5 protein-coding genes are annotated in these 7,257 nt (G+C 40.5%); 4 read left to right on the top strand and 1 reads right to left on the bottom strand.

From position 1 onward, the window contains the following. Nucleotides 1-247: 247 nt before the first annotated feature. From uvrB to hemF, 4 genes are read left to right on the top strand one after another with little or no spacing between them, the layout of a single operon-like run. Nucleotides 248-2,269: an excinuclease ABC subunit UvrB gene (uvrB, locus tag HYU69_14010; GenBank protein MBI2271454.1), complete on the top strand. Its 2,022-nt coding sequence runs from the start codon at nucleotides 248-250 to the stop codon at nucleotides 2,267-2,269. Between the two features lie 54 nt (nucleotides 2,270-2,323). Next, complete coding sequence (gene guaA, locus HYU69_14005; protein ID MBI2271453.1) at nucleotides 2,324-3,853, top strand: glutamine-hydrolyzing GMP synthase; 1,530 nt, start codon at nucleotides 2,324-2,326, stop codon at nucleotides 3,851-3,853. A gap of 2 nt (nucleotides 3,854-3,855) precedes the next feature. Then, complete coding sequence (locus HYU69_14000) at nucleotides 3,856-5,658, top strand: LysM peptidoglycan-binding domain-containing protein (protein MBI2271452.1); 1,803 nt, start codon at nucleotides 3,856-3,858, stop codon at nucleotides 5,656-5,658. A 52-nt stretch (nucleotides 5,659-5,710) separates the two neighbouring features. Then, a complete protein-coding gene (gene hemF, locus HYU69_13995) occupies nucleotides 5,711-6,670 on the top strand; it encodes an oxygen-dependent coproporphyrinogen oxidase (GenBank protein MBI2271451.1) in 960 nt (319 codons plus the stop codon). Nucleotides 6,671-6,721: 51 nt separating this feature from the next. On the opposite strand, the gene HYU69_13990 is transcribed toward hemF, so the two are convergent. After that, nucleotides 6,722-7,129, bottom strand: a complete 408-nt coding sequence (locus tag HYU69_13990) for a DUF4258 domain-containing protein (GenBank protein MBI2271450.1) — start codon at nucleotides 7,127-7,129, stop codon at nucleotides 6,722-6,724. Between the last annotated feature and the right edge of the window lie 128 nt (nucleotides 7,130-7,257).

The following is a 7,257-nucleotide window of genomic DNA, read 5'->3' as shown; positions in this document are numbered from 1 at the left end:
ATTCGGGCATACAAAGGTGACAAAAGAAGCCTTAAAAGACGAAGACTTCAGGCTGGATGGCGAAATGATTATCTTGAAGAATTGTTAAAATCTTGATGCGGTGGCCCTGCTCCCAACCCTCCCCGAGGGGAAGGCTTTTTATTTTTGCCATCGTTTATACATTTTCTAAAAACTATTTATTTCGACTTTTTTTGTCCTCTCCCTTTGGAGAGAGTTAGAGAGGGGCCTTTTTTCCGTAACTTTAATCATGGATTTTAAAATAGAGGCGGATTTTGTTCCAACCGGTGATCAACCCGAGGCTATAAAGCAATTGGTGCAGGGGTTAAATAGTGGTGCTGAGGCTCAGACATTGTTGGGCGTTACGGGTTCAGGAAAAACATTTACGATTGCGAATGTAATTGAACAGGTTAAAAAACCTACACTGGTGTTGAGTCATAATAAAACACTGGCGGCACAGTTATACTCGGAGTTTAAGCTGTTTTTTCCTAAAAATGCTGTTGAGTATTTTGTTTCTTACTACGATTACTACCAGCCTGAGGCCTACCTTCCTACAACTAATACCTATATTGAAAAGGATCTGAGTATTAACGATGAGATAGAGAAACTGCGCCTGAGTGCCACTTCATCATTGTTGTCGGGTAGGAGGGATATTGTTGTGGTATCATCTGTTTCCTGTATTTATGGTATTGGTAACCCTGCGGAGTTCTACAAAAGCGTTATTCATATTAAGAGAGGTGATGTTATAAGTCGGAATAAATTTTTGTATCAACTGGTAAGCAGCCTTTATTCACGTACCGAAACTGAATTTTTGCGCGGTAGCTTTCGTGTAAAAGGCGATACAGTTGATGTATACCCTGCTTATGCCGATTTCGCATACCGCATTTATTTTTTCGGTGACGAGATAGAAGAGATCGAATCTTTTGAAACGTCCACAGGACGTAAGATGGAAGGTTTTGATTCCATCAATATTTATCCGGCCAATTTATTTGTTACCTCCCAGGAAACGATGAATACCGCTATTGCTGAGATACAGCTTGATATGGTGAAACAGGTCGAGTTTTTAAAAGAATGCGGAAAACCGCTGGAAGCAAAACGTATAGAAGACAGGGTAACGTATGACCTGGAAATGATCAAAGAACTTGGTTACTGTTCGGGTATTGAGAATTATTCACGTTACTTTGACAGGCGCAATCCCGGCGAACGGCCTTTTTGCCTGCTGGATTATTTTCCTGAAGATTATTTAATGGTGATAGATGAGAGTCACGCCACCATGCCGCAGATAAAAGCGATGTATGGCGGCGATCGCTCACGTAAGCAAAACCTGGTGGAATATGGTTTTCGTTTACCTGCTGCTTTGGATAATCGTCCTTTAAAGTTTGAAGAGTTTGAAGCCATGCACAAACAGGTTATATATGTGAGTGCCACACCTACTGAATATGAGCTGATAAAATCGGAAGGAGTAGTGGTTGAACAATTGATCCGTCCTACAGGCCTTTTGTATCCTATCATTGAAGTGCGTCCGAGTTTGAACCAGATAGATGATTTACTGGAGGAAATCGAAAAGGTCACTAAACGTGATGAGCGTGTATTGATCACCACACTTACCAAACGAATGGCCGAGGAACTGGCTAAATACCTTGCCAATATTGGCATTCGTTGTCGTTATATCCATTCGGATATTGATACACTGGAACGGGTTGAGATACTGGCCGACCTTCGGAAAGGATTATTTGATGTGTTGATCGGTATAAACCTGCTGCGTGAAGGCCTTGACCTGCCGGAGGTTTCGCTTGTTGCGATACTGGATGCTGACAAAGAGGGTTTTCTTCGTTCAGAACGGGCGATGGTACAAACCGTAGGACGTGCCGCCCGGAATATCAATGGTAGAGTAATTATGTATGCCGACAGGATGACAGTATCTATGCAAAAAACAATTGACGAAACAGAGCGTAGAAGGCAAAAGCAAATTGCCTATAATATAGCCAATGGCATTACTCCGAAAAGTATCGTCAAGGCACATCAAAAACCCATGATGGGTACAAGCATTGTTGATACAAAGGGTAAGCTCGTCAAAGTATATACAGGACCCGAGGAGTTCAGTATCGCTGCCGACCCTGTTGTGGAGTATTTAAGTAAAGAGGAGTTAAAAAAGGTTATCGATAAAACCCGTAAATCTATGGAAGCTGCAGCTAAGGAGTTGGATTTTGTTGAGGCAGCCCGGCTGAGGGATGAATTGAAATCTCTTGAAGAAATGATGGAAAAGAAGTAAAAACTGTACCCGATTTTCGGGCAATTCATTACAAGCTTTTTTCTATCTTTACGCATGCAAGAAACAATTCTTATCCTTGATTTTGGTTCCCAATACACACAGCTGATAGCGCGCAGGGTGAGGGAGCTGAATGTGTACTGTGAAATACACCCCTATAATCACTTCCCAACAATAAATTCGGATTTTAAAGGTGTGATTCTATCCGGAAGTCCTTTCTCAGTTCGTGATCCGCAGGCGCCAAATCCTGATCTTGGATCTTTCAAAGGAAAACTGCCGTTATTGGGTGTTTGTTATGGCGCACAGCTCATGGCGCAAAAATTCGGCGGTGAAGTTTTACCATCCAAACATCGTGAATACGGACGTGCAAATTTATCTTTTATAAATAATGAAAATTCTTTGTTCAGGTCGATTGATTCCGGTTCGCAGGTTTGGATGAGCCATGCTGATACCATTACGAAAATTCCTGATACGTACGAAGTGGTTGCAAGTACTGCCGATGTTAAATTTGCGGGCTATCAGGTTAGAGGTGAGAATACATTCGGGATTCAATTTCATCCTGAAGTTTATCATACAATACAGGGCGCACAGTTGTTGAGGAATTTTGTTGTTGATATTTGCGGCTGTTCGCAGAACTGGACACCTGATTCCTTCATAGACACCACTGTTAAAGAATTAAAGCAAACACTTGGTAATGACAGGGTGATACTTGCTTTGTCGGGAGGTGTTGATTCTACTGTTGCTGCGGGACTTTTGCACAGGGCAATAGGAAAAAATCTCTACTGTATTTTTGTTGACAATGGTTTGCTTCGCAAGAACGAATATGAGAATGTACTTCACTCCTACCTCGAAATGGGCCTCAATATAAAAGGCGTTGATGCCAAGGAACATTTTTACACTGAACTGGCAGGTATTACTGATCCCGAAAAAAAGCGTAAGGCTATTGGCCGGGTTTTTATTGAAGTATTTGACAGGGAAGCGCATACAATAGAAAATGTAAAGTGGCTTGCGCAGGGCACTATTTATCCTGATGTAATTGAATCAGTTTCGGTCAAAGGTCCTTCGGCTACGATCAAGTCGCATCATAATGTTGGCGGCTTACCTGATACGATGAAGATGAAAGTAGTGGAGCCATTAAGGACTTTATTTAAAGATGAAGTACGCAGGGTAGGTAGGGCGCTTGGGATTTCCGATACCATTTTGCAGCGTCATCCGTTCCCGGGTCCAGGTCTTGCTATTCGTATACTTGGTGAGATTACGAAGAAAAAGGTACAGATATTGCAGGATGTAGACAGTATTTTCATCGAAGGTCTTAAACGCGATGGTTTATATAAAGATGTGTGGCAGGCAGGCGCAATATTTTTACCTGTGCAGTCAGTTGGTGTAATGGGCGATGAGCGTACTTATGAGAATGCTGTTGCTTTGCGCGCTGTAACTTCAACCGATGGAATGACCGCTGATTGGTGTCATTTGCCGTATGAATTTTTAGGAAAAATATCGAATGAGATCATCAATAAAGTAAAGGGCATTAATAGGGTGGTATACGACATCAGTTCGAAACCTCCTGCAACAATTGAATGGGAGTAAAAATGAAGTTAGAAGTCGGAAGTCAGAAGTCGGAATTTTTTTCTTTGTCGTATAAAAATGCTTCTTCCCTATGTACGAATGCTGGTGCAAGAGGGGGTGTGTTGGCTTGTATGTTGTGGGGGTGTGTCTTTTTTATTTTAGCATCATATAACCTTTCCGCCCAGGATGTAAAAAGATCAAAAAAGATTGAAACCATTGAGGGTAAAAAGTATTATATCCATTCCGTTGATAAGGGTCAAACGTTATACGCTATCGCCCATGCTTACGAGCTTAAAGTAAATGATATTGTTATTGAAAATCCAGATGCTATTGATGGGATATCTCCGGGTCAAACACTGAAAATTCCGATTCCGAAAGAAAAAATTAAAACAGAAACCATATCGAAAGCCGATAGTATCAAATATTATTTTCATAAAGTGCAGCAGGGTGAAACACTTTATTCTCTTTCAAAATTTTACTCGATGAGTATTGATAAACTGAAGGAGCTTAACCCTGAACTCAGTGCCGGCTTAAAAGTGGGGCAAACCATTAAAATTCCTGCGGAAAAGGTCAGGAGAAGCATCCGTGATAAGGATGGGAAATCTGTTGGAGTGCAATCCCCGGCTAAGACAAGCGGCAAACAGAAACAAGGTGAATTAACAAAGCTGGATCCAAATCTTCAGCAGCCTACGCCCTTTATAAGTAAACCCATACTTAAAGCAGATACAAGTAAGAAGATAAATAATTTTAACATCGCCTTGTTCTTACCCTTTCATCTCAATGAAACATTGGACATTGATATTGATAAAATAGCGCAAGGCGATGCCGACCTTCCCACAACTTCAGAGATAGCTATACAGTTTTACCAGGGGGCACAAATGGCCCTTGATTCATTAAAGAAATCGGGGCTCATTGCAAAACTGCATGTGTACGATGTAAATGAAGATGATTCTGTGCAACTGCCTGAAATATTGAAAAAGCCGGAATTGTTAACGATGGATCTTATGGTTGGACCATTATACAGCTCAAACTTTATTCCTTTTTCAAAATTCGCGAAGGAAAATCAGATATCTATTACTTCCCCTGTGTCGCAGCTAAACAAGATATTGTTCAATAATCCTTTTGTAAGTAAAGTTACCGCTTCAGCTACCACACAGGTAGAACAAATGGCTGACTACGTTGTTCAGAAATATAAAGAGCATGCCATTATTGTGGTTAACAGCGGTAACCCGAAAGACGCTTCTTTGGTTAAGATATTTATGAACCGCGTGAATGCCGAGATGCGTGAGGCGGGTACCGATTCAGTATCAGAAGTAAAAGGTTTTGGAGGAATCGGTAATTTTATTCAGCCGTCAAAAACAAATGTCATCATTGTTCCTTCAAATAACAGGTCATTTGTAACCGATTTTATTACAAAACTTAATCCGCTCAGGGAAAAAAATCCAATTGTAGTATTTGGCATGCAGAGCTGGAGTGAGTTTGACAATTTGGATATTGATTATCTGAACAATATGCAAACACATTATCCTTCATCCACATTTATCGATTATGACAGTGAGCCGGTGAAATTATTTGTTAAAAAATATGCGACTCAGTATAAAACAGATCCTGGTTTCTATGTCTTCCAGGGTTTTGATGTAATCTATTTTTATATTAGTATGCTTCGAAGTTACGGACTTGGTTTTCAGAATAAGTTAGCAACAACAAAACAGACCGGATTCCAGACCGCGTTTGAATTTTACCAGGTATCACCTGAAAGCGGCTTCGAGAACAGAGCGGTGTATATGCTCAGGTACAAGGATTACAAACTGGTTAAAGCGAATTGATGACTTTTCGCACTACGAAGCCCGTTAATTCGAATAAATATCATATGAACAAATGGAACGGGATCTAAAATATTCTGCAAGTAATGAGCGTAGTGGCGTGCTTACGAAAGAAGAGATTACAGATTGGTTTAAATTTCTACAGGATAGCATTTGTAAAGCTCTGGAGGACACGGATGGCGGTGCACGATTCATTACTGATAATTGGGAAAGAAAAGAGGGAGGAGGAGGCTGTACGCGGATTATTCAGAATGGAAATGTGATTGAAAAGGGTGGAGTGGCTTTTTCTGCGGTACACGGAGCTTTGCCCGATTTTCTCAGTAAAGAAATTGGCACCTTGAACACTGAACCCGCCTGCGGGCCCGGAACTTTCTACGCTACAGGAGTGTCGATCGTGATTCATCCTAAAAGCCCCATGGTACCTATCATTCACATGAATGTGCGTTATTTTGAAACAGGAGATAATGTAAAATGGTTTGGCGGGGGAATTGATTTAACCCCACACTATGTTGATGAGGCTGATGCCCGCTTTTTTCATCAGCATTTAAAAGTTGTATGTGATAAATTTGATCCTATCTATTATCCCGAATTTAAAAAGTGGGCGGACGATTACTTTTTTATTAAGCATCGTAACGAGACGCGCGGTGTCGGAGGAATATTTTTCGACCACCTTAAGCCAATTGAAAAACGAACCGTTGAACAGCTTTTTAATTTTGTAAAAGCCGTAGGTGAGAGTTTTGCTCCCCTCTATATCCATTTTATGAATAAGAATAAGAAATTGTCATATAATGAAAATGAGAAACAATGGCAATTATTGCGGAGAGGGCGTTATGTTGAATTTAATCTTGTTTATGATAGAGGAACCCGTTTTGGATTAGAGACAAATGGCCGTGTAGAATCGATATTAATGAGTTTACCCCAAATGGCATCCTGGACTTATAATTATTCGCCTCAAAAAGAGAGCAGGGAAGAAAAAACACTTTCGTTTTTAAAGAAGGGTATTAGCTGGGTTTAACTTATATCCAGCATACGTTTCAGATATGCGTCACACAGGTATGTTAATCACTTAATCACAACTACAGGTTTCTTTTTCCCCGATCAGGTTCGCTATTTTGGTAGTAGAGTCGCAGTCATTAACAATGATCAGAACAGAACGCCCATCACGGGTATCGCCTTCAATTGCATATTTTGGATATGGTTTGGAATGAACTTCACTCTTGCCATAATTTATATCTCCTTTTTTCATCATGTCTTTTATATCATCTTCCCCGATACCAAGACATTTCATCTTACAGTCTGCATAGGATGTAAATTCAAGTTTTTGCGAATTTAACTCTTCCAGTTTTAATGTTCCGGGCATCTGGCAGGCTTTACCTTTTGTTATGATACTTACCAATAAACAACCCATCAGTAAACCAAAGCCATAAAGCCTGAACCTTCTCCACAGATCTGAATCTTTTTTTATAAGGGACATTGGTTAACTGTTGGTTGTTAGTTGTTAGTTGTTAGTTGTTAGTTGTTGGTTGTTGGTTGTTGGTTGTTGGTTGTTGGTTGTTGGTTGTTGGTTGTTGGTTGTTGGTTGTTGGTTGTTGGTTGTTGGTT

It is taken from the genome of Bacteroidota bacterium (assembly GCA_016183775.1).
Classification (GTDB): Bacteria; Bacteroidota; Bacteroidia; order JABDFU01; family JABDFU01; genus JABDFU01.
This window is presented reverse-complemented; position numbering and strand designations above follow the sequence as displayed.